This is a genomic window from Streptomyces sp. NPDC058459 (assembly GCF_042721685.1).
Classification (GTDB): Bacteria; Actinomycetota; Actinomycetes; order Streptomycetales; family Streptomycetaceae; genus Streptomyces.
The window spans coordinates 74183-95592 of the sequence record NZ_JBHXLV010000003.1 but is presented as its reverse complement, the minus strand read 5'-3'; the positions used below and the strand labels follow the sequence as shown (position 1 = coordinate 95592).

The window sequence follows — 21410 nt, the reverse complement described above, 5'->3', positions numbered from 1 at the left end:
GTCTTCGCCGGCTCAGAGGTACAGCCCGGTGGAGTCCTCCGACCCCTCGAACCGGTCCGCGGCCACCGCGTGCAGGTCCCGCTCGCGCATCAGCACGTACGCGACGCCCCGGACCTCGACCTCGGCCAGGTCCTCAGGGTCGAACAGGACCCGGTCGCCGGGCTCCACGGTGCGTACGTTCTGCCCGACCGCGACGACCGCGGCCCAGGCGAGCCGCCGCCCGACCGCCGCCGTCGCGGGGATCAGGATGCCGCCGCCCGAACGGCGCTCGCCCTCACCGGTCTCCTGCCGCACGAGCACCCGGTCGTGCAGCATCCGGATGGGCAGCTTGTCGTGGTGGGGGGTGCTCTGCTCGTCTCTGTTGGCGCTCACGCCCCCGAACCTACCGGTCCGCACGGCACGGACACGCCTCCGGGTCGCCGCTGCTCCCCGCCGCGGCGACCCGGTCGTACGTGCCGGCGCCCGGTCAGCGCTTGTGCCCGCGCTTGCGCGACCCCGCGACGATCAGCCCGACCGTCCCGGCCACGATCAGCGCGGCAGGCACGACACGCTCCATCCGGGGCGCGCCGTCGTCGTCCACGAACTGGTCCCGCACCTCGGTCATCACGCGGTTGACCTGGACGTACGCCCGGCCGAAGACACGGTCCACGCCGGCTACGGCCTTCGCCTTGGCGTCCCCGACGATCGTCTTCGGGTGCACCCGCACCCCGATCTCGTCGAGCGTCTCGGCCAGCACTTCACGACGGCGCTTGATGTCCGCCTCGATCTGCGCCGGTGTTCTGGTGTCCGACGTCTCCGCCACCGTACGGCCTCCGAAATCTCTGATGCTGTTCCGAACAGTCTGTCAGCTCTACTTCACGTCGCACGGCAGGGGCACCCGGTTAGGCTGGCCGGATGAGCGAGCGACTTGAGCCCGGGGACGTTGCCCCCGCCTTCACCCTGCCCGACGCCGACGGCAACGAGGTGTCCCTGTCGGACCACAAGGGCCGCAAGACCATCGTGTACTTCTACCCCGCGGCACTTACCCCCGGCTGCACCAAGCAGGCGTGCGACTTCACCGACAACCTCGCCCTGCTGGCCGGCGCCGGGTACGACGTCCTCGGCATCTCGCCCGACAAGCCGGAGAAGCTGGCCAGGTTCCGGGAGCAGGAGGACCTCAAGGTCACCCTCCTCGCCGACCCGGACAAGAAGGTGCTGGAGGCGTACGGCGCCTTCGGCGAGAAGAAGCTCTACGGCAAGACCGTCACCGGTGTCATCCGCTCCACGGTCGTTGTGGACGAGGACGGCAAGGTCGAGCGCGCCCTGTACAACGTCAAGGCGACCGGCCACGTGGCGAAGATCATCAAGGATCTGGGCATCTGAAGCCGCCGCCCGGCCGCTAGCATGGCCGGGCAGCAGCAGGCGGCCGTGGTGGAATTGGCAGTCACGCTGGGTTTAGGTCCCAGTGGGGTAACTCCCGTGAGGGTTCGAGTCCCTCCGGCCGCACCAGCTCTCAGCCCAGCAGCTCCCGCACCACCGGGACCAGGGCACGGAACGCCTTCCCGCGATGGCTGATGGCGTTCTTCTCGTCCGCGCTCAGCTCCGCGCAGGTACGGCTCTCGCCCTCCGGCTGCAGGATCGGGTCGTACCCGAAGCCGCCCGTACCCGCCGGCGCCTGCCTCAGCGTGCCGAGGAGCTGCCCCTCCACCACCCGCTCGGTGCCGTCCGGCAGCGCCAGCGCGGCCGCGCAGGCGAAGTGGGCGCCCCGGTGCTCGTCCGCGATGTCGGACAGCTGGGCGAGCAGCAGGCCGAGGTTGGCGGCGTCGTCGCCGTGCCGGCCTGCCCAGCGGGCCGAGAAGATGCCGGGGGCGCCGTTCAGCACGTCGACGCAGAGCCCGGAGTCGTCGGCCACGGCGGGCAGTCCGGTGGCCCGCGCGAGCGCGTGCGCCTTCAGCAGGGCGTTCTCCGCGAAGGTGACGCCGGTCTCCTTGACGTCCGGGATCTCGGGAAAGGCGTCGGCGCCGATCAGCTCGTGCGGCAGCCCGGCGTCGGCCAGGATGGCCCTCAGCTCGGTGATCTTTCCGGCGTTGCGGGTGGCGAGGATCAGGCGGGTCATGGGGGCCAGTATCCCCGGCTCCACGCCCGCGTCCCGCCGGGGGTCACAGCTCCGTCCGTCCCGCCCCCGCGAGCGTCCGCGGTCGAAGACCTCGGCCGTCCTCAGGCGTCCTCGGGCACCGGGCACCGGGCGACGGGCACCGGATGATCCGGCCGCCATGACGCGGCATATGGGCGAACGGAGTCGACGGGCACCTGCCCGAACGCCCCTCCCGGTCCGACGCCGGGAACTTCCGGCCCGTTCCGCGAGTCGACGGGAAGGGACAATGTGTGTGCGGGATCACCGATCGGGCGGAGCGAGATGGAACGCGCGCAAACGGAAGAGGCGAAGCCGGGGCGCACTCCCCGGCCGGCCACGGCTGCCGGACGGGCCGGGGCGTACCGGACCATGACCGCCTTCACGGCGGCCGACGAGGAGCGGCAGCGCGGCGTACGGCGCATGAAGCTCACGGCAGCCGGACTGCTGCTGCTCGTCGCGGTCGTGTACGCCCTGGCCACCTGGGCCGGGCACTCGGGGGCGGGCCCCTGGACGGGTTATGTGGCGGCGGCCGCCGAGGCCGGGATGGTCGGCGCGCTCGCGGACTGGTTCGCGGTCACCGCGCTGTTCCGGCACCCGCTCGGCCTGCCCATCCCGCACACCGCGATCATCCCCACCAAGAAGGACCAACTGGGCGTCTCCCTGGGCGAGTTCGTCGGGGAGAACTTCCTCTCCGAGGACGTCGTACGGCAGCGGCTCGCCGCCGTCGGCATCGGCAGCAGGCTCGGTGACTGGCTGGCCGGGCCCGAGAACGCCGACCGGGTCACCGGTGAGCTGGCCACCGCGCTGCGCGGCGCGCTGACCGTGCTGCGCGACTCGGACGTCCAGGCGGTGGTGGGGGAGGCGATCACCCGGCGGGCCGACGCGCGGGAGATCGGGCCCGCCGTGGGCAAGCTGCTGGACCGGATCGTCGCCGACGGCGGCCACCGGCGGGTGGTCGACCTGGTGGTGGGCCGCGCCCACGAGTGGCTGGAGCGGCACCGGGACGACGTCATGGTGGCCATCGAGGGCGGCGCGCCCGGCTGGACCCCGCGCTTCGTGGACCGCAAGGTCGGCGACCGGGTCTACAAGGAACTGCTGCGCTTCGTCACCGAGATGCGGGAGATGCCGGCGCACCCCGCGCGGGCGGCCCTGGACCGCTTCCTCACGGACTTCGCCTCCGACCTCCAGTCCGACACCGAGACCCGGGCCCGGGTGGAGCGGCTCAAGAGCGAGGTGCTGGCGCGGGACGAGGTGCAGGACCTGATCGCCTCCGCGTGGACCGCCGTACGGTCCATGATCGTCGCGGCGGCGGAGGACGAGCGCAGCGAGCTGCGGACGCGGGTGCGGGCCGGACTGCTCTCGCTCGGGCAGCGGCTGGCGACCGAGCCGAAGATGCAGGGCAAGGTCGACCGCTGGGTGGAGGGCGCGGCCGTCCACGTGGTGACGTCCTACCGCAAGGAGATCACCTCCCTGATCACCGAGACCGTGGCGGGCTGGGACGCGGAGCACACCACCCGCAAGATCGAGGCGCACATCGGGCGTGACCTCCAGTTCATCAGGATCAACGGCACGGTGGTGGGGTCGTTGGCGGGGCTGGTGATCTATACGGTGTCGCGGGCGCTGGGGGGTTGAGGGGGTGTCCTGCGGGGTCTGCCCGGGGGCGGGGCGGCTCGCCTCCAGGGGTGAGCCCGGGGGCCGAAGGGCTCCGCCTGCGGGGTGAGGGTGGTGGGCTGAGTGGCCGTCCCCCTGGGTGAGCCTTGCGGGCGGCCCGGTCTCGTAACACGCGGGACGGGCACCCGTAACTCGTCCTTCGACGACGAAGGGGTGCCGATGAGCGAGGGGTGTCCATGAGCGCGGAGTCCGGGACGCCGCCACAGGCCGGCGGGACGACCAGCACCGACATCCCGGCCCGGCTGGACCGCCTGCCGTGGTCCCGCTGGCACTGGACGATCGTGATCGGTCTGGGCACGGTCTGGATTCTCGACGGCCTGGAGGTCACGGTCGTCGGCAACATCGCGAGCCGGCTGTCCGAGCCCGGCAGCGGTCTGTCGATCAGCTCCGGCCAGGTCACGGGCACCGCGGCCGCGCTGTACGTGGCCGGTGCGTGCGTCGGCGCCCTGTTCTGGGGCCGCCTGACGGACCATTTCGGGCGCCGCAAGCTGTTCATGATCACGCTGGCGGTGTATCTCGCGGCGACGGCGCTGACCTCGCTGTCCACCGAGGCGTGGTGGTTCTTCCTGTTCCGGTTCCTGACCGGCTTCGGCATCGGCGGCGAGTACGCGGCGATCAACTCCGCGATCGACGAGCTGATCCCGGCGGCCTATCGCGGCCGGGTCGACCTGATGATCAACGGCAGCTTCTGGCTGGGCGCGGTCGGCGGCTCCCTGCTCTCCATCCTGGCCCTCGACACTGCCTTCCTGCCGGAGAACATCGGCTGGCGCCTGACGTTCGCGCTCGGCGCGGTACTGGCCGTCGTCATCCTGCTCGTACGCCGGCACGTCCCGGAGAGCCCGCGCTGGCTGCTGATCCACGGGCGGGAGCGGGAGGCGGAGGAGATCGTCTCCGGGATCGAGCGGAAGATCGAGGAGGAGCGCGGCGAGCCGCTGCCCGCGCCGGAGGGCCGGCTGGAGATCCGGCGGCGCGGCAGCGTGACGTTCGTCGAGATCGCCCGGACCGTCTTCGGCCGCTACCGCAGGCGGGCGGTGCTCGGCTTCTCCCTCTTCGTCGGGCAGGCGTTCCTCTACAACGCGATCACCTTCGGCTTCGGCGCCATCCTGACCCGCTTCTACGACATCCCGGCCGACCACACCGGCTACTACTTCGCCGTCATCGCGGTCGGCAACTTCTTCGGCCCGCTGCTGCTGGGCAAGCTGTTCGACACGGTGGGCCGACGGGTGATGATCTCCTCGACGTACCTCCTGTCCGGTGTCCTCCTCTTCGCCACGGCCTGGCTCTTCGGCCGGGGCACACTGAGCGCGGTCACCCTGACGGCCTGCTGGTGCGTGGTCCTCTTCTTCGCCTCGGCGGGCGCGTCCAGCGCCTATCTGACGGTCTCGGAGATCTTCCCGATGGAGACGCGGGCCATGTCCATCGCCTTCTTCTACGCCCTCGGCACGGCGACCGGCGGCATCAGCGGCCCCCTCCTCTTCGCCGACCTCACCGGCACGGGCCGCGTCGGCGACACGGTCCTCGCCTTCCAGATCGGCGCGGCGCTGATGTGCGCGGCGGGGCTGGTGGCGGCGGCGCTGGCGGTACGGGCGGAAGGACGCTCGCTGGAGGACGTGGCTACGCCGTTGTCGTCTTCGGCGGGGGCGGAGGAGAAGGGGGTGGGGGTCAGGTAGCGAACTCGGGGCCGTCCGCGTACGTCGGACGGACCCGCCCTGCTCAGCCCCGCCGGTCGGCTACCGCCCACGAGGCGAGAGCGACAGCACCGGCCACCCCGAACACGGACGGCCAGGCCCCGACCTTCTTCGCCAGCGGATGCGACCCGGCGAACCCGGCGACATAGACCCCGCTCAGCGCCGCCGCCGCCGGAACCCCGGCCCGCGCACGCCACTCCCGAGCGGCAACGACCCCGGCGGCGGCCAGCACGACGCCACCGAGCGGGCGCTTCTTGGTCCAGCGGGCTGTGCCATATCCGACGATGAGGCCGGTGGCGGCGATAGCCGCGCCAGGAACCTTGGCCATCTCTGTCTCCTGTCGTCCCGTATGCCGTTGTTCGGTTTGTCCGCTGCCGAGGCTAACGCGCGCCGCCGAACGCCCGGCGACCGGGTCACCCACCTCGAAGTGGTCGAAAGCCTTTCCATGCCCCGCCGATCGAGGCGCACCTGCGCCTCGCTGTCCCAACGAAGGCGCAAGCGGTTTCACATCATCAAGCCGCGTGAATTGCCCTGCCAGCTGAGCATCAGCGGGACAACCTCATTCGGCTTGCGGCGCAAGGTCTCCTATGTGTTAGCGATGTCAGCTTGCTCCGCACGCACGGTGTGCACTGCTGCCCCCGCCGCCTGAATGAGCTGTACCAGTACCGCCTGCACCGCTGGCTGAGTGCTGATCTGGTCCAGCGAAGCCACCAGGACGTGAGCGACGTTCTCCTGACGAACCGTGTGCACGAAGCGGTCGAGCTTGAGCACGCCGTCGTCCTCCTCCACGATCGCCCGCAGCTCGAAGCCATTGCGCTCGGCGTACCGCTTGAATTTCTCTTCGATCGCTCGGAGGTCGGTGTCTCGCGTGTCCTGGCGCACGCGCATGTATCCATAGGCGACGGGTTTGGTCGTCATGATGCGTCCTTCTTTGGTCGGAGGCTTTCGCGCAGTCCGACAAGGACGCGCTGCATGAGGGCGGTCGATGCTTGCTCGGCCACCGGGCCGGAAGGCGGGTTCGTCGCGCCGCGTACACGCCGAAACGGCAGGTGAACGCTGGCCGGTGGCGCGGGCGGAGCCGTCAGCGCAAGGTGCGCCCAGACGACTTTGCCGCCAGCCGGCGGTCGATAGACGTTCCACCGTTCGGCTAGCGCCTCGATGAGATGGAGGCCGCGTCCGCCCTCGGCGTCCGCGGCAGGAGTTCGCATGGTCGGCAGCTTCGCGCTGCGGTCCCAGACCTCGACGTGCAATACGTCATCGACGGCCCGAAGCTGCACGGCTATGACGTGCTCGGCGCTGACCTGCCAGGCCGGGTGGTTCGGGTGGGGGAAGCCAGTGGCCTCAACCGCATTAGTGAGCAGCTCAGATGCGACGAGTGCGGCGTCGTCCATGTGGTCGTGCAGGTTCCAGTGACCGAGTGTTTGCCGTACAAAGGCGCGGCCGACAGGAACAGCGCTTGCGACGGCTGTCAGATGAAGGCTGGCGACGTAGAGCGTGTTCCCGGCAGTGTTGGCGACGATCACGGGTGATCACCGCCCGGTGAAGTGACAGCCAACTCGGCCCAGACGCTCTTTCCGATCACCTTGAGCGTCACACCCCAGTCGACGGCGAGCGCTGCTACGACCTGGATGCCTCGGCCGGTTTCAGGCAGCTCACCAGCGGACGCCGGCGAGGGCGCCATGTGCGGACTTCCGCTGGCCCAGTCGCGTACGTCCACCCGGAGAACATCATTTTCGAGGTGATAGGTCACCACCACGCGACTTCCGCGAGCTGCACGTCCGTGCACGATAGCGTTCGTGACCAATTCGGTGACTACCCACTCTAGAGAGGTAGCGATCTGGGGTAAGTCCCAGCAGTAGGCAACCGTTCGTGCTTTAGCGCGGGCGCCGGGCACGGCTGATCGATGTCGTCGGTACTGTGCCTGCTCTGACCTGGTTTCGGCCATAAGCGATCCCCTCGGATGGGTCCAGTGTGCCAAGGGTGTTGCCATCGGTCGCCGCGTTCCGTGAACGCATCGACACTATGGGTACTGTGCACCGTGGACCTACCAAAGTGTCAAGTCCCCACTTTGGTAGGGGTCGAACCCTTGTTGCCCTCACCGTGCGTGAACGGCACACTTGACGTGCATAAAGGAGTAGGGGAGGCGGCCGAACGTGCCGATCAACAACAACCCGACGTTCCGTCAACGACGTTTGGCGCGGACGTTGCGCGAGCTGCGGACGGCCGCCGGGCTGACCCACGCCGACGCCGCGAAGGTGCTCGGCTCAGCCGAATCAAAGGTCGGCCGCATCGAAAACGCCCAGTCTGGCATTCGCCTGCCCGACCTCCGCGCCCTGATGGACGCTTACAACGTCACGGACCCGACCGAGCGGGCTGCCATTGAGAAGCTGAGCCGGGAGGCGAAGCAAAAGGGGTGGTGGAGCCGCTACCTCAACGTGGTTGACCCGGCCTATGCGGCGTACGCAGCGGTCGAGTGGGACGCGAGCGAGCTTTACAACGTCGAGACCAACCTGGTGCCGGGCCTGCTACAAGTGCCGGAGTACACCGAGGCGTTGATCCGCTTGCAAGCTCCCGACGCCACGAAAGACGCCGTGCAGGCGCAGATCAACGTGCGGCGTGAGCGTCGTGCGATTCTGACGCGGGACAACCCGCTCCAGCTCTGGGTGATTGTTACTGAGAACGTACTGCACCACCGCGTCGGCAGCACCGACGTGATGAAGACCCAGCTAGAAGCCCTCATCGAGGACAGCAAGAAGCAGAACATCGAGCTGCAAATCCTGCCGCGGGAAGACCCGATGAACGCCTGCCTGTTCGGGCCGTTTGTGATCATGAGCTTCCCGACCAGTGCAGAGACCGACGTGGTGTACACCGAGTCGCCCACCAGCACCCTCTACTACGAGGATGCTGCCGACGTGGAGACGTATACCACCCTGTTTCGGCGGCTCAACATGGCAGCTGCCAACGTCAGCAAGTCGCGGGCTCTGATCTATGACGCCCTCAAAGAAATGGAACAAGGCTGATGAAGCCAAACATCGATATCGCTTCGGCTGCCGGGTTGGAATGGGTGAAGTCGAGCTACTCCGGCAACAACGGCAACTGCGTCGAAGTGGCTGTGCTCCCCGCTGGCGCCCGCGCGCTGCGTGACAGCAAGAAGCCCCACGGCTCAGCGCTCGTGTTCAGCACGGAGGAGTGGGGCACATTCCTGGCTGGCGTCGAGGCCGGCGAGTTCAAGTTGGCGTAACCGTCGCTCGCTCTCGGACGCAGTAATGCCCGGACCGCTACGGTGCCGGGCACTGCTGCGTTTTGCAAGGAGGGGCATGGAACAAGGGCTCGTGGCCTGAAAATTGAAGACGCAACACCGACGACGGCCCGCTTGAACGCGACCTCAGTCCTCACCATGACTTCCCTGCGACGGGTGCCGCCCGGACCAGCCGGCTCCTCGCCGCGGTTCAGGGTGTACGGATCAGCTCGCCGTAGCGACTGCCGAATACGTCCATACGTCGGCCGGCAGTTCATGCTTGAGGCGCCAGGTGATGGCCATCGGCTTGCTTCCGTTATGGGCCTCGTACGTGGCCGGTCCCAGCAGCATCCAGGGTTGGGACTTGCCTATGTCGGTGTTCTTGTACCGGCGCATGAAAAGGAGGACTTCGGTGCCCAGTGCCTGGTGTTGCTGGTAGCGCTTACCCGTTCGAGAATCCTCAGAGGTAGCGTTCTGAGACTCCCAGTGGAATCGGGTCGGACTAAGCGCGTAATCCCGGTACCTGACAGTGGGAGAGAAATCCTTCTCGTTTTTCTCCAAAGTGATGAGCAGGGCATCCGTTTGCAGTTCATCGACCCACTGCACCCCTTGTGCGAAGGAGCGCGGCATCTGTCCGCCGAAGCGAGCGACACCTAGGGCAGCGAGGACCTCCGAGCGGTTGTAGGCGCTATGTACCTTCAGTGGTACCTCTCCCAGGCGCCCGGCCAGCGAGATAGGGAAGTGATCAGCCCGATCCATCACGTAGGTGAGGAGCTGGCGCAGCTCGTCACGGAACTCCTTCAGCGGGCGCAGCGACTCTAGGCCGTCTTGGTAGCTGGTGAAACCGCCAGCATTGTCCCAAATGTTGAAGAACAGCATGCGAGCGTAAGCCTGATCAAGGGGGCTCAGCTCCCCGTAAGTCGGGGCGTCGTCCTGGAGCAGTCGCTGATAGGCGTCCGCGCGCTCCGGATCGTCAACATGCAGGAACGCGTGGACTCGCTTGAGCAGTGCAGCCTCGGCAGGGGGTGCGGCCTCTTCCAGGAACCCAGCGCGACGCAACACCGTGGTCCAGGAGTTGTCGCTTTTGTAGAGCTCCTTGATCTCGCGCCGACTTTCTCGAAGGTAGTCGGCCAGACGAGGTGTGTGGTACGACTTCACCTCCTTGACCAGGGTCTTTACCGTGGCGCCCAATTGGGTGCGGATATTATCGAGGACGAATTCCTTGGACTTCCCCTCCAGGATGATCTGGCAGCCCGATGGGAGCTGGGGGAAATCGTGCTCGATGTGATCGACCAGTCTGTTCCGGGTCAGGTTGGTCAGAGCTCGGAACTGCTCCTCGAACCGGAACTCGGCCCTGTGCTGTCCGATGAAATCGAGGACGGTCAGTACCGGCTTGGTCTCGGTACGCCTCAGCCCTCGGCCCAGTTGCTGAAGGAAGACAGTAGCGCTGTTGGTCGGGCGGAGCAGGAGCAGAGTGTCCACGTCGGGGATGTCGAGACCCTCGTTGAACAGATCAACAGAGAAGATCACCTGAAGCTTGCCGTCACGCAGATCGGCAAGGGCCTGGGCGCGTGCGTCCGGGGAAGAGTCACTGTCGAGCGCTACAGCCTGGAAGCCGGCCTCGCGGAAGAAACCCGCCATGAAATGCGCGTGAGCCTTGGTGACGCAGAAGCCAAGCGCGCGCATGGCGCCGGGGTTAGAGACCTTGTCCTGGATCTGCTTCACCACGATCCGAGCGCGAGCATGGTTGCCCGTGTAGAGCTTGTCGAGGTCCTGGTCGGTGTACGAACCCTTCTGCCAGTTCAGGTTCGTCAGATCCGTGCCATCGGGGACGCCGAAGTAGTGGAAGGGACAGAGGAGGTCATTCTCCAACGCCTCCCAGAGGCGCATCTCGGCAGCGATTCTGCCATCAAAGAACTCATCCTGGACGTTGCGTCCGTCCATCCGCTCGGGAGTGGCCGTCAGCCCCAGCAACTCCCGGGGTGCGAAATGCTCAATCACTCGTCGATACGTAGACGCGGTGGCATGGTGGAACTCGTCGATCACGATAATGTCGAAGTGGTCAGAAGCCAGCTGCTCCAGACGCTGCACATTGAGGGACTGAACGCTGGCGAAGACGTGATTCCACTCGCGCGGGTCTTGGCCGCCGTGGAGAAGCTCACCGAACGACCCGTCATCGAGCACTTCGCGGTATGTACGGAGGGACTGCCGCAAGATTTCCTTGCGGTGGGCGACAAAGAGTAGACGCGGCTGACCACCCTCGAAGTTCTTACGCAAGCCGCGGTAATCAAGGGCGGCCATCACGGTCTTGCCAGTGCCGGTGGCAGCAACGAGGAGATTCCGGTGGCGCCCACGCAGTTCCCGCTCGACTGTGAGGCGTTCCAACATGTCCCGCTGGTGCGGGAAGGGGCGTACCTCGAGACCAGAAAGGTTGATCTTCAGATCCCTGCCGGAGCTGGTGCCGCTCGCTTGCGCCAAAGCTTCGTCCAAGCGCGCACCGTGCTGGTCAGGGTCGTATGTCTCGAAGGCGGTGTCATTCCAGTACGCGTCGAAGGTTGCCTCGAACTTGTCCAATACGGCCGGCGTGGCTACCGATGACAGGCGCACGTTCCATTCGAGCCCGTCGAGCAGTGCGGCTCGAGAGAGGTTCGAGCTTCCCACGTACGCCGTGTCAAAGCCTGTGTTGCGGCGGAATAGCCATGCTTTCGCATGCAGCCGGGTGGAGCGGATTTCGTAGTTGACCTTCACGGTGGCGCCAAAGTCTCGTACGAGGCGGTCCAGGGCATGGCGGTCCGTGGCACCCATGTATGTGGTGGTGATGACTCTGATCGGCACACCGCGTTCCTTAGCTGCGCGCAGGGCATCCTCAAGGACTCGTATCCCGTACCACTTCACAAAAGCGCACAGCAGATCAATGCGGTCCGCGGTAGCAAGTTCGGCTCGAAGCTCGGTGCCGAGGCTCACATCCTCCGGGGAATTCGTCAATAGGGATGCCTCGGACAGTGGTGTTAGCGGTCGGACGGAGTAGGCCCCCGGAGCTTCCTGCTTGGCAAGCGCGAGCAGTTGCTGCGGGCCCTCGATGAGAGCGCTGACCGGCTGCGGCTCGCTTTCGGGCGTGCTCTTGGTAGCGAGGGCTGCCAGGAGCTCGTTAGCGAACGGCACCCGCTGGTCCGATGGGAGCTCGGCGAGCTTCTGGGTGACCATTGCGCCGATGTGCCGAGCAAGCACATGAGGCGTGGACTCCGCACTGACTTCTGTGTTAATGGCCTTCCAGCCCTGAGCCTCAAGCTGCGCGAGCCCACGCTGGTCGTCTTGAGTGATCAGCTTCTCGTACACCCCAGCAACCGGCTCTGCCGGTCCCTTGGCCTCTGCCACTGCAACCCCCTCAGGTGCCCGTCAATGTCGCTTAGTTGTAACAGCCAGCACTGACAACGGTCGAAGGGGTGGTTGGCGCGCCCTACCTCGCCCCATGGCACTCCGCATAATCCCGCCCACTCACACACCAACACCCATCCCCCCGCCCCGGCGGCCAGGTCACCGCCAACCCCCGGGCCGCCAGCGTCGTCGCGTACTGCGGGAGCAGGGCGGGGTCTGTCGGAGAGGCTCCCTCCGAGGCGGCGAAGGCTTCGTAGGAGGGGACCGTGCCCGTGACGATGCCGAGGTTGGGGGTGCCGGAGGTGGAGAGTTCGCGGAGGGAGGTCTCTATGGTCGCCAGGTGGGCGGGGTGGGAGGGGTACTCGGACTCCAGGGCCGGGTACGCCGTCACGAGTTCCGTCAGTTCCGGAGAGGGCCAGTGCAGGACCGCCACCGGGTACGGGCGGGAGAGGGCCTCGCGGGCCGTGGAGAGCTCGGCTCGGAGGCGGGAGAGTTCGGCCTCCAGTTCCGCCGGGTTCTCCGAGCCGAGGGACCAGACCCGCTTCGGGTCGTGGAGTTCGTCCAGGGAGACCGGGGAGGTGTGGAGGGTGTCGGCGAGGGCGTCCCAGGTGTCGTGGGGCAGGCCCAGCATGCGGCGCACGCGGTGGCGGCCGAAGAGGAGGGGGTGCGTGGCGTACGGGGGTTCCGGCACGTCCGTCAGGAGCAGGACCGCGCCCTCGTGGAACGTCTCGTGCGCCGCCTGGAGTTCGTCGTGCGACTCCAGCGCCTCCGCGACGATCACCCACGGCGCCGCCTCCCGCGGGGCGCCGGCGCGGATGCCGTCGATGATCGCCCGCGCCTCGGCCTCGTGGCCGTACTCCCACAGGTTGGCCGCCTTCAGGGCGCGGACGAGCTGCGGATGCTCCAGCGGACCGGCGGAGGACAGCAGGCGGTCGTAGAGCGCGGTCGCCTCGGGGTGGGCGCCGGACAGTTCCAGGTGGGCCGCGGCGCGCAGCAGCAGGGCCTCCGCGTCCTCGGGGTACAGGCCGGCGGTCCGCTCCAGGCGTGCCGCTTCGGCGGTGTGGTCGACGTTCTCGGCAGGCGTGTCGGGGCGCATGGGTGACACGGTACTGCCGAGGGGTGACAGCGCAGGAGGGCGGCCGAGGAGGAGATTTCTCCAACTCCCGGCGAAGATCGGGAACCGGCTCGCCACACCCCGCGTTGTACGGGGTGAGCGGGCCTGTACAGCCCGTGGCCATGGGGGTGGGGGACGCGAGAAGGGGGGTGGGGTCCGTGGTGAGTGGTCGGTTCGTCGTCCTGCGTGCCCTGCTGCCGCTGTTCGTCCTGGTCCAGCTGGTGCTGCTCCAGGCCGCGTTGCTCGGGTCGGGCGGTCTCACCACCGCCGTCGCGCTCGCCGCGACCACCGCCGCCGGCACCGCCCTCGCCCTCTGCTCGCTCCTCGCCGCCCGCCGCGTCCCCGCCGTCCCGCCGACGCGCGTCCGTACCGCGATACGCGACAGGGCCCGCCGTACGGCGTTCCTGGCGCAGCGCGACCCCGACGCCCGGGGGCGCCGCCGCCCCCGGGCGCCCGGCCGGGTCCTGCCGACGACCTGCGCGTAGGGCCGCACCACCCGTTGTCAGCCCCGCCCGCGCGGGTCGTCCTGCCAGCGGCCGTTTCCGGCCGCGTCCAGCACCCGGCACGACGCCACCCCGTACGGAGGGTCACCCATGTCCGTCTTCGCCCGCCTGGTCGAGCAGCTCGCCGATCTGCTCCAGCCGTTCTTCCACGCCTCGGCGACCGCCGCCGCGATCGTCCTGTTCACCGCGCTGGTACGGCTGGCCGCCCATCCCCTCGCCCGCGCCGCCGCCCGGGGGCAGCGGGCCCGCGCCGCGCTCCAACCCAGGATCGCCGAGCTGCGCGAGAGGCACGCCCGGCATCCCGAGCGGCTCCAGCGGGCGGTGCTGGAGCTGCACACCGAGGCGAGGGTCTCCCCGTTCTCCGGCCTGCTGCCCGTACTGCTCCAACTCCCGGTGTTCTACCTGCTCTACCACCTCTTCTCCAGCGCCACGATCGGCGAGAAGCCCAACAGCCTGCTCGGCCACGACCTGCTCGCCGCGCCGCTCGGCGGGCACTGGGCGGACGCGGTGGGCGGGGGGGTCTTCGGCGGGGCCGGCCTGGTCTACCTGGTCCTCTTCGCCGTCGTCGCGGCCGTCGCCACCGTCAACTGCCTGCGGGCCAGGCGGACGGCGGCCGGGAGCCCGGCCCCGGCGGCCGACGCCGTACCGGGGCTCGGCGTGGTCGGCAAGGCGGCCCCGTTCCTGTCCTTCCTCACCCTGGTCACCGTCGCCGTTGTCCCCCTGGCCGCCGCGCTCTACGTCGTCACCAGCACGACCGTGAGCGCGGTGGAGCGGGCGGTGCTGTCATGACCGGCGGCCAGGGGGCGGAGGGGTCAGAGGAGGATGTCCGCCAGCTTCCGCCAGGCCGCGCGGGGCAGGTCCTCCGGGGAACCCTCATGCACGACCTGGAGGGCGACGTGGTCCGCGCCCGCGGTGAGGAAGGAGTTCACCGTGTCCCGGACGCGGTCGTCGTCGCCCCAGGCGTACAGCGCGTCGATCAGCCGGTCACTGCCGCCGTCACGCAGATCCTCCTCGCTGAAGCCGATCCGCAGGAAGTTCTTGGTGTAGTTGGGCAGCGTGAGGTACATCGCCAGGTGTTCACGGGCCAGCGCGCGGGCGCGGGCCGGGTCCGTCTCGAGCACCACCCCCAGCTCCGGCGCCAGCAGAGGCTCGGCACCCGTCATCTCGCGTGCCTCGGCGGTGTGTTCGGGGGTGGTGAGATAGGGGATCGCGCCGAGGGCGCGGTCGGTGGAGAGCGTCAGCGCCTTCGGGCCGAGGGCCGCCAGCACCCGGCGGTCGGGCGGCACACCGGCGCTGTCGAGCTGGTCGAGGTACGAGACGAGGGCCGTGAAGGGCCGGTGGTACTGCTCGGCCAGCTTGGCGTGGCTCATGCCGAGGCCGAGCAGGAAGCGGCCGGGGTGGAGGGCGTCCACCTCGAAGTAACCGGCGGCGGCGGCCTTGGAGTCGTGCTGCCAGATGCTCTGGATGCTGGTGCCGACGATCAGCCGGTCGTCGTCTCCAGCAGCGGCAGCGCGTTGACCGGCGCGCTGGAGCCGCCGAGCCACGCGGTGCCGTAGCCGAGTTCCTGCAGCTCGGCCGCGGCCTCCCCGATCTCAGCGCGCCGGCTCGGGTCCTCGTTGCGCAGGCCGATGCTCCAGACGCCGTACCGGCCGATCTCCGCCTTGGAGATGCTCCTGCTCGTCGAGTCGCTCATCGGAATCTTTCCCTCCGGCTGGATGTCGTGCACGAACGATCGTCGTGCACGCCGGGCCCGACCGGAAGGAGCCGCGCGGGGATCACTCGCCGAGGAACCGCTCCAGGGCCTCCACCACCAGGCGGTGGTCCTCCAGTTGGGGCAGACCCGAGACGGTCACCGAGCCGATGACACCCACGCCCGCCACGGTGACCGGGAAGGAGCCACCGTGCGCCGCGTACAGGTCGGGGTCGAGCCGGGAGGAGTCCTCGAACGTGGTGCCCTTGGCCCGGAAGCGCGAGCCGACCAGGTAGGAGGCGGAGCCGTAGCGCTCCACGACCCGGCGCTTACGGGCGATCCAGGCGTCGTTGTCCGGGGTCGAGCCGGGCAGTGCCGCGTGGAAGAGCTGCCGGCCCGCGCGGTGGATGCCGACGGCGATCGGCGCCTGCCGCTCCCGGCCCAGCTCGACCAGGAGGGAGCCCAGCGCCCAGGCGTCGTCGTGGGTGAAGGTACGGAAGACCAGGCGCTGTTCCTGCGCCTCCAGCTCCGCCACGCTCAAGGCGTCCTGTGCTTGCGTCATCAGAGGGTCACCGTCACCTTGTCGCGGGCGGAGCGGCGGGCCGCCTCCAGTACGTCGAGGGTCTCGGCGGCCTCCAGCGCGGTCACCGGGTTGGGGCCGGTACCACGGACGGCGGCGGCCACGGCCGCGTAGTAGGCGGGGTAGTCGCCGGGCAGCGTCCGGACGGCGGTGCCGCCGCCGGTGACCGGGGACTCGCCGGCGCCCAGGCGGCCCCAGAGCGACTCCTCCTCGACGCCCCACGCGGTCTCGGTGCCGGGGCGGGCGCCGTCGCGCAGCGCCGCCTCCTGCGGGTCCAGGCCGTACTTCACGAAGCCGGCGCGCGAGCCGAGCACCCGGAAGCGGGGGCCGAGCTGGGCGGTGGCGGCGGAGACGTGGAGGTGCGAGCGGACGCCGCTTGCGTGGGTCAGGGCGAGGAAGGTGTCGTCGTCCGTCTCGGCGCCGTCCCGGCGGACGACCGTCTCGGCGTACACCTCGGTGACCTGGCCGAACAGGGTCAGTGCCTGGTCGACGACGTGGCTGCCGAGGTCGTAGAGCAGACCGCCGATCTCCGCCGGGTCGCCGGACTCGCGCCAGCCGCCCTTAAGCCGCGGGCGCCAGCGCTCGAAGCGGGACTCGAAGCGCCAGACGTCACCCAGCGCGCCGTCGGCCACCAGCTTCCGCAGAGTGAGGAAGTCGTTGTCCCAGCGGCGGTTCTGGAAGACGGAGAGCAGCACCCCGTGCCCGTCGGCGAGGGCGGCCAGCTCGCGGGCCTCGGCGGCGGTGCCGGAGACCGGCTTGTCCACGACGACCGGCAGGCCGGCCTCGATCGCGGCGGTGGCGAGCGGGACATGCGTCTTGTTCGGGGACGCGATGACGATCAGGTCCAGCTCACCGGCGCGCTCGAGCAGCTCCTCGGGGGTCGCCGCGACGCGGACGTCCGGGAACTCGGCGCGGGCCTGCCGGCCGCGCTTGGGGTTCGAGGTGACGACCGTGTCCAGGACGAGGCCGTCCGTGGCGGAGATCAGCGGGGCGTGGAAGACGGAGCCGGCGAGGCCGTAGCCGATCAGGCCGACGCGGAGGGGTGTACCAGTCATGCCTCCTACTTTGGTAACGCTGTTGCCAAAGTGCAAGCGGCAGGGAGAATGGACCCGTGAACAGGACTGACAGGACGGGGAGCGCGCCGACGGGAGCGAATCTGCTCGCGGTGCGGTCGCACAACGCCGCGCTCGTGCTCGATCTGCTGCGCGGCGCCGGGCCGGAGGGCATCAGCAGACTCGAACTGGCCGAGCGTACGGGGCTCACCCCGCAGGCCGTCAGCAAGATCACCGCCCGGCTGCGCGAGGACGGCTTCGCCGCCGAGGCCGGACGCCGGGCCTCCACCGGCGGCAAGCCGCGTACCGTGCTGCGCCTGGTCCCGGAGGCCGGGCACGCGGTGGGCGTGCATCTGGACCGGGACGAGCTGCGGGTGGTGCTGCTCGATCTGAATGGCACCGTGGTCGGCGAGCGGCGCGGTGAGACCGGCCTCGGCGCCGGCGCGGAGACGGTGCTCGCCCTGGTCACGGACGAGGTGACCGCGCTGGTCGCCGAGGTGCTGGGCGGCCAGGTCCCCGCCGACGCCGGGACGCTGCTCGGGGTCGGGGTCGCGCTGCCGGGACCGCTGGACCACACGGGCGGGGTGCTGCACCGGGTGACCGGGTTCCCGCAGTGGGAGGGGTTCGGGCTGCGGGACGCGCTCGCCGGGCGGCTCGGCGTACCGGTGGTCGTCGACAAGGACACCAACGCGGCGGCGCTCGGACTGGCGGCGGGGGGCGAACACGGCTCGTTCGCCTACCTGCACCTCGGTACGGGCCTCGGTGCCGGCCTGGTGATCGGCGGCACCGTGCACCGGGGCGCGCGGACGGGGGCCGGGGAGTTCGGGCACCAGGTCATCCAGCTGGACGGGCCGCTGTGCGAGTGCGGGGACCGGGGGTGCCTGGAGGCGCTGTGTCTGGCGGCCGTCGGCCGCGGCGAGACCGCGGAGGCGGCCCGGGTGCTGGGGGTGGGGGCGGGGAACCTGGCGGCGCTGCTGGACATCGACCGGTTGCTGCTCGGCGGGCGGACCGTCGCGGCGGCGCCGGGGGCGTACATCGAGGGGGTCTCCGGGATTCTCGCCGCGCGGGCCCGGCGTGAGGGGCTGCCCGGAGGGGCGCTCCCGGTCCGGCTGGCGCCGGGTGGGGAGGGGGCCGTGGCCGTGGGGGCGGGGCAGTTGCTGCTGGCGCCGCTGTTCGGGCGGGCGGGTGGCTGAGCGGGGGCTGCCGGTTGGCGCAGCCCCGGTCCACTGATCGAGCGGAGCTGAGGGGTGGGCCGGAGTGGCGTGGGGCTCTGTGCCGGGTGTCCGGCATGTTCATATGCTCATGCGATTGTCATCCGACCTGTTGATGCCCCTGTCACTGTCCCGGCCTCGGCCTCGGCCCCGTTCACGGCACCGGTCCCTGTCCCTGTCACTGTCCCTGTCCCGCTCCTCCGCGTCCGCCTCCGTGCCGGCCTCGCTCTGTCTGGTCGCGGTCACCGCACTCGCCCCCGTGTCGTCCGCCGCCGCGGTGGCCCCGTGCGCGGCGGGCGATGACGGTTCCTTCCCGCTCGGTACCCGTATCCACGGCGGTCCCGCCGGGTACCGGGCCGGCGGCGCGCCCGGCACCTGGTACATCGACCTGGTCAGCACCGGGTCGCAGACGTGCGCCGGTGTTCACCCGGTCGTGGTCCTTGTCGACGACGAGCGTCTTCTGCGCCCCTCGCAGGCCAAACTCGACTTCTACGACGGCCGCAGGCGCCGCCCCGTCCGGCTGGAGAGCACCGATCAGCAGGAGCTGGTCGGCGTGGTCGGGGCCGACGGTTTCGCCGGGTACACGGTGGCCCCCGGCAAAACGGTCACTGTCAGGTTCCGGCTGATGATCACCTCCGACGCCTTCGCCGACCACGTCACCGCCAAGGCCGCCCTGGTCCAGCGGCGCGGCCAGGACGGGGAGTGGGTGGGGGAGTCCGGCGACTACGTCTTCGACATCGACGGCGAGGAGCCGGAACGCAACGAGTCGCGCGACCCCGCCCGCACGGAGGGGCCCGTACCGCCGGACGAGCCGGACCGGTCCAGCCGCCCCGACCGCCCGACGGCCCCGGACGAGCCCGCCCGGCCGGTGGGCGCCGATGAACCCGGCCGCCCCACGGGAACGGACGCATCCGGCCGCCTCACCGGCACCGCCGAGCCCGGCCGCCTCACCGGCACCGCCGAGCCCGGCCGTCCCACCGGCACCGCCGAGCCCGGCCGTCCCACGGGAACGGACGAGTCCGGCCACTTCACCGGCACCGATGAGCCCGGCCGCCGCACGGCCACCGACGAGCCCGACCGGCCGACAGGTACGGACGAGCCCGGCCAGCTCACGGGTACGGACGAGCCCGGTCACCTCGCAGGCACCGACCAGCCCGGCGGGACCACCGACCCGACCGACCCCGACAGCTCCCCGGTCAGCCCCTCCCGAGCCCCCGACACCACGGAGGCAGACGTCACCCCGGCCGCCGAGGACGACCTCGCCGCGACAGACCTCCCCACCACCGCTCCCCCGGCCTCGGTCGACCCCACCCCGCCCGCGACCGGCGACGATCAGGACGACGACGATCACGATGACGACGACGATCACGATGACGACCCCGACCAGCAGCTCGCCGAACTCGCCCACACCGGCCGCCCCCTCCCACGCGGCCTCCTCGCGGCGATCGCCGCCCTCCTCGTCCTGCTCGGCACCACGGCCCTGGTACTGACCCGCAGACGCCACTGAGCCAGCCGTACCCCAGCGACCGCGGGCCACCACCCCCACAAGCCCTGGCCCGACACCCCCCGCCCCCGCCACCCCTCCCACGTAACTACCCTGGACACCTCAGCCGTCGGCAGACACCCGCAGGAGGACGCACGCATGGCAGACCGCAGGCCCATCGAGTCATGGCTCACCGACATGGACGGCGTTCTGATCCACGAGGGTGTGCCCATTCCCGGCGCCGACGCCTTCCTGAAGAAGCTGCGCGAGGCCGAGCGGCCTTTCCTGGTGCTGACCAACAACTCCATCTACACCGCCCGCGATCTGCACGCGCGGCTGACCAGGCTGGGCCTGGACGTGCCGGTGGAGAACATCTGGACGTCCGCGATGGCCACCGCCCAGTTCGTGGACGAGCAGCGGCCCGGCGGCAGCGCGTACGTCATCGGCGAGGCCGGGCTGACCACCGCGCTGCATGACGTCGGCTACATCCTCACCGACCACGACCCCGACTTCGTGATCCTCGGCGAGACCCGCACCACCGAAACATATTTGGCCCTGACCTGCGGCTTGTCGCCCTCGGTGACGAGACGTAAACGTGTGGTCCACCCTCGCAGAAGGCCCCCCCACGATAGCGGGAGGGCCCTCTGCGTTTCCAGCGGCTTCAGATCAAGTCGACCAGATCAGCGATCGAGTCGACGACATGCGTCGGCGCGTAGGGGTATCGGTTGATGCTCTCGCGGCTGCTCAGGCCGGTCATGACGAGAAACGTTTCCAGCCCGGATTCGAGCCCGGCGAGCACGTCGGTGTCCATGCGGTCGCCGATCATCGCGGCGGCCTCAGAGTGGGCCCCAATCTTGTTCAGCCCGTGGCGCATCATCAGCGGATTGGGCTTCCCGATGAAGTAGGGCTCCTTGCCCGTGGCCTTCGCGATCAGTGCGGCAACCGATCCAGTTGCCGGCAGAGGCCCCTCGGCGGAGGGGCCGGTCTCATCGGGATTCGTGCAGATGAACTTGGCGCCCGCGTTGATCAACCGCACAGCCTTCGTCATGGCCTCGAACGAGTACACCCTCGTTTCGCCGAGAATGATGTAGTCGGGGTCCACGTCGGACATGGTGTAGCCGACTTCGTGCAGGGCGGTGGTCAGACCCGCCTCGCCGATCACGTAGGCGGTGCCGCCGGGGCGCTGCGAATCGACGAACTGCGCGGTGGCCAGTGCCGAGGTCCAGATGTTGTCGACCGGCACGTCGAGGCTCATAAGGTCCAACCGGCGTTTCAGGTCTCGCGGCGTGTACATCGAGTTGTTCGTCAGGACCAGGAACGGCTTCCCCGAACCCTGAAGCTTCTTGAGGAAGGCGTCGGCGCCGGGGATGGGGACGCCTTCCTGTACAAGGACGCCGTCCATATCAGTAAGCCATGCCTCGATCGGCCTACGCTCGGTCATGATCTCCAACCCTCCGGCCTCCGGGTCCTATGTGCCATCCGACCTGCGGCGTCAGCCTATGGGACGGAGCGGAACCCTTCGATAGAACGCGCGTACGGCTTTGCAATGGGGTGCAAGGTTGCTTACGTGACGCAAGGGAGTAAGCGGACTACCCATGGATATTTATTCTAAACGTACAGATCGTATGCCAACATCAGCCTCTGCCGGTGCTCGAACAGAGTGCGAACGCTGGCTGCCGCCAGCCAGCACCC

The 21410-nt window shown here is 69.4% G+C and carries 21 protein-coding genes, 1 tRNA gene and 2 pseudogenes; 11 read left to right on the top strand and 13 right to left on the bottom strand.

What is annotated here, in order from left to right:
• Positions 1 to 12: 12 nt before the first annotated feature.
• The gene (locus ACFWN1_RS01700) at positions 13 to 315 is read right to left on the bottom strand and encodes a co-chaperone GroES (protein ID WP_135788791.1); all 303 of its coding nucleotides are present in this window, start codon (positions 313 to 315) and stop codon (positions 13 to 15) included.
• A gap of 151 nt (positions 316 to 466) precedes the next feature.
• Positions 467 to 802, bottom strand: coding sequence for a DUF3618 domain-containing protein (locus ACFWN1_RS01695; RefSeq protein WP_384357010.1), 336 nt, complete (start codon positions 800 to 802; stop codon positions 467 to 469).
• Positions 803 to 894: 92 nt separating this feature from the next.
• Between ACFWN1_RS01695 and bcp the strand changes: the two genes are divergently transcribed.
• Entirely contained in the window at positions 895 to 1362 is a 468-nt protein-coding gene (bcp, locus tag ACFWN1_RS01690) for a thioredoxin-dependent thiol peroxidase (RefSeq protein WP_384357007.1), read from the top strand.
• A gap of 39 nt (positions 1363 to 1401) precedes the next feature.
• Positions 1402 to 1488 (top strand) — tRNA-Leu (locus tag ACFWN1_RS01685).
• Positions 1489 to 1492: 4 nt separating this feature from the next.
• Here the strand turns inward: ACFWN1_RS01685 and rdgB are convergent.
• Positions 1493 to 2095, bottom strand: coding sequence for an RdgB/HAM1 family non-canonical purine NTP pyrophosphatase (gene rdgB / locus ACFWN1_RS01680; RefSeq protein ID WP_384357004.1), 603 nt, complete (start codon positions 2093 to 2095; stop codon positions 1493 to 1495).
• Between the two features lie 300 nt (positions 2096 to 2395).
• Between rdgB and ACFWN1_RS01675 the strand changes: the two genes are divergently transcribed.
• Entirely contained in the window at positions 2396 to 3745 is a 1350-nt protein-coding gene (locus ACFWN1_RS01675) for a DUF445 domain-containing protein (protein WP_384357001.1), read from the top strand.
• Positions 3746 to 3960: 215 nt separating this feature from the next.
• Positions 3961 to 5454 carry an MFS transporter gene (locus ACFWN1_RS01670; RefSeq protein WP_384356998.1) on the top strand — a complete coding sequence of 498 codons (1494 nt, stop codon included), beginning with the start codon at positions 3961 to 3963 and terminating at the stop codon, positions 5452 to 5454.
• A 43-nt stretch (positions 5455 to 5497) separates the two neighbouring features.
• Here ACFWN1_RS01670 and ACFWN1_RS01665 read toward each other — a convergent pair whose 3' ends face one another.
• From ACFWN1_RS01665 to ACFWN1_RS01650, 4 genes are all read right to left on the bottom strand, one after another.
• Entirely contained in the window at positions 5498 to 5800 is a 303-nt protein-coding gene (locus ACFWN1_RS01665; RefSeq protein ID WP_384356995.1) for a hypothetical protein, read from the bottom strand.
• A 257-nt stretch (positions 5801 to 6057) separates the two neighbouring features.
• Entirely contained in the window at positions 6058 to 6390 is a 333-nt protein-coding gene (locus ACFWN1_RS01660) for a recombinase family protein (RefSeq protein WP_384356992.1), read from the bottom strand.
• A complete protein-coding gene (locus tag ACFWN1_RS01655; RefSeq protein WP_384356989.1) occupies positions 6387 to 6995 on the bottom strand; it encodes an ATP-binding protein in 609 nt (202 codons plus the stop codon). Before ACFWN1_RS01655 ends, ACFWN1_RS01660 begins: the two co-directional genes overlap by 4 nt.
• Positions 6992 to 7417 carry an ATP-binding protein gene (locus ACFWN1_RS01650; RefSeq protein WP_384356986.1) on the bottom strand — a complete coding sequence of 142 codons (426 nt, stop codon included), beginning with the start codon at positions 7415 to 7417 and terminating at the stop codon, positions 6992 to 6994. The genes ACFWN1_RS01655 and ACFWN1_RS01650 overlap by 4 nt, the downstream gene beginning before the upstream one ends.
• A gap of 208 nt (positions 7418 to 7625) precedes the next feature.
• Here ACFWN1_RS01650 and ACFWN1_RS01645 point away from each other — a divergent pair, with 208 nt between their 5' ends.
• Both ACFWN1_RS01645 and ACFWN1_RS01640 read left to right on the top strand, forming a co-directional pair.
• Entirely contained in the window at positions 7626 to 8492 is an 867-nt protein-coding gene (locus ACFWN1_RS01645) for a helix-turn-helix domain-containing protein (RefSeq protein WP_384356983.1), read from the top strand.
• Entirely contained in the window at positions 8492 to 8713 is a 222-nt protein-coding gene (locus ACFWN1_RS01640; RefSeq protein WP_384356980.1) for a DUF397 domain-containing protein, read from the top strand. Before ACFWN1_RS01645 ends, ACFWN1_RS01640 begins: the two co-directional genes overlap by 1 nt.
• Positions 8714 to 8935: 222 nt before the next feature.
• Here ACFWN1_RS01640 and ACFWN1_RS01635 read toward each other — a convergent pair whose 3' ends face one another.
• A complete protein-coding gene (locus tag ACFWN1_RS01635) occupies positions 8936 to 12085 on the bottom strand; it encodes a DUF3427 domain-containing protein (RefSeq protein WP_384356977.1) in 3150 nt (1049 codons plus the stop codon).
• Between the two features lie 82 nt (positions 12086 to 12167).
• The gene (locus ACFWN1_RS01630; RefSeq protein ID WP_384356974.1) at positions 12168 to 13181 is read right to left on the bottom strand and encodes an SEC-C domain-containing protein; all 1014 of its coding nucleotides are present in this window, start codon (positions 13179 to 13181) and stop codon (positions 12168 to 12170) included.
• A gap of 179 nt (positions 13182 to 13360) precedes the next feature.
• On the opposite strand from ACFWN1_RS01630, the gene ACFWN1_RS01625 reads away from it, so the two are divergent.
• Together ACFWN1_RS01625 and yidC are read left to right on the top strand one after the other, a co-directional pair.
• Positions 13361 to 13684: a DUF6412 domain-containing protein gene (locus ACFWN1_RS01625; protein WP_384357017.1), complete on the top strand. Its 324-nt coding sequence runs from the start codon at positions 13361 to 13363 to the stop codon at positions 13682 to 13684.
• A 108-nt stretch (positions 13685 to 13792) separates the two neighbouring features.
• The gene (yidC, locus tag ACFWN1_RS01620) at positions 13793 to 14491 is read left to right on the top strand and encodes a membrane protein insertase YidC (protein WP_384356971.1); all 699 of its coding nucleotides are present in this window, start codon (positions 13793 to 13795) and stop codon (positions 14489 to 14491) included.
• A 23-nt stretch (positions 14492 to 14514) separates the two neighbouring features.
• On the opposite strand, the pseudogene ACFWN1_RS01615 reads toward yidC, so the two are convergent.
• The 3 genes and pseudogenes from ACFWN1_RS01615 to ACFWN1_RS01605 form a co-directional block, all read right to left on the bottom strand.
• Positions 14515 to 15395, bottom strand: a pseudogene (locus ACFWN1_RS01615) (LLM class F420-dependent oxidoreductase).
• Positions 15396 to 15477: 82 nt separating this feature from the next.
• On the bottom strand, positions 15478 to 15954 hold the full coding sequence (locus tag ACFWN1_RS01610) for a heme-degrading domain-containing protein (protein WP_384356968.1): 477 nt from the start codon (positions 15952 to 15954) through the stop codon (positions 15478 to 15480).
• On the bottom strand, positions 15954 to 17027 hold the full coding sequence (locus ACFWN1_RS01605) for a Gfo/Idh/MocA family oxidoreductase (RefSeq protein WP_384356965.1): 1074 nt from the start codon (positions 17025 to 17027) through the stop codon (positions 15954 to 15956). The genes ACFWN1_RS01610 and ACFWN1_RS01605 overlap by 1 nt, the downstream gene beginning before the upstream one ends.
• 56 nt (positions 17028 to 17083) lie before the next feature.
• On the opposite strand from ACFWN1_RS01605, the gene ACFWN1_RS01600 reads away from it, so the two are divergent.
• From ACFWN1_RS01600 to ACFWN1_RS01590, 3 genes and pseudogenes are all read left to right on the top strand, one after another.
• Positions 17084 to 18217, top strand: coding sequence for an ROK family protein (locus ACFWN1_RS01600; RefSeq protein ID WP_384356962.1), 1134 nt, complete (start codon positions 17084 to 17086; stop codon positions 18215 to 18217).
• 232 nt (positions 18218 to 18449) lie between these two features.
• Positions 18450 to 19742 carry a hypothetical protein gene (locus ACFWN1_RS01595; protein WP_384356959.1) on the top strand — a complete coding sequence of 431 codons (1293 nt, stop codon included), beginning with the start codon at positions 18450 to 18452 and terminating at the stop codon, positions 19740 to 19742.
• 135 nt (positions 19743 to 19877) lie between these two features.
• Positions 19878 to 20255: pseudogene (locus ACFWN1_RS01590) on the top strand (TIGR01457 family HAD-type hydrolase); the annotation flags it as partial.
• Positions 20256 to 20379: 124 nt separating this feature from the next.
• On the opposite strand, the gene ACFWN1_RS01585 reads toward ACFWN1_RS01590, so the two are convergent.
• Positions 20380 to 21159 carry an HAD-IIA family hydrolase gene (locus tag ACFWN1_RS01585; RefSeq protein ID WP_381272570.1) on the bottom strand — a complete coding sequence of 260 codons (780 nt, stop codon included), beginning with the start codon at positions 21157 to 21159 and terminating at the stop codon, positions 20380 to 20382.
• Positions 21160 to 21410: the final 251 nt, after the last annotated feature.